General features: G+C 65.3%; 1 protein-coding gene. It reads right to left on the bottom strand.

Annotated elements, in window-relative coordinates:
• A partial coding sequence (locus JL015_RS27560; protein ID WP_201020687.1) for a hypothetical protein occupies positions 1–600 on the bottom strand: 600 nt, incomplete at both ends.

Raw genomic sequence — 600 nt, 5'->3', positions numbered from 1 at the left:
ACTGGCCGTTGTTCAGGTCCAGGCTCAGGGTGGTGTTGCTGAACAGTTCGCCGCCCTGCTGATCCAGGCTTGTGACGCTGGCGGTCAGGGCCAGCGCACTGGCGATACGGCCCGCGCTCTGGTTGATGACTTCACCGGCAATCAGTTCCAGGGTGTCGCTGCTGGTCAGTTGCCCGCCCTGGCTGTTGTCGAAGGCACCGGTGGTGACGGTGGTGGCGCCCAAGCCGGAGAGTTTGCCTTTTTCGCGGTTGTCCAGGCTGGCGCTGACCACGGTCAGGGCCGCGTCGGTGGTGATCGAGCCGGTCTGGTTGATCAGTTCGCCGTCGGTGGTGACCTTGAGCGCTCCGGCGCTGGACAGCGTGCCCCGCATGTTGTCCAGGGAAGCGGCCTTGACCGTCAACGCCGCTTCACTGCTGATCAAACCGGCGCGGTTATCCAGTGCGCCGCTCAGGGTCAGCGTCTGGGCCTGCTGGCTGGCCAGGGTGCCGCCGGCGTTGTCCAGGCGTTTGCCGTTCAGGGTCAAGGTCTGGCCGAACAGCAGGCCCTTGTTCTCGTTGATCACCCGCTCGACGATCAGTTGCAGCGCCGTACCGGCCAGCA

The sequence above is a fragment of the Pseudomonas cichorii genome (assembly GCF_015471405.1).
In the GTDB taxonomy this organism is placed as follows: Bacteria; Pseudomonadota; Gammaproteobacteria; order Pseudomonadales; family Pseudomonadaceae; genus Aquipseudomonas; species Aquipseudomonas serbiensis.
The sequence above is the reverse complement of the archived record's forward strand: the minus strand, read 5'-3'. Positions and strand labels throughout refer to the sequence as shown.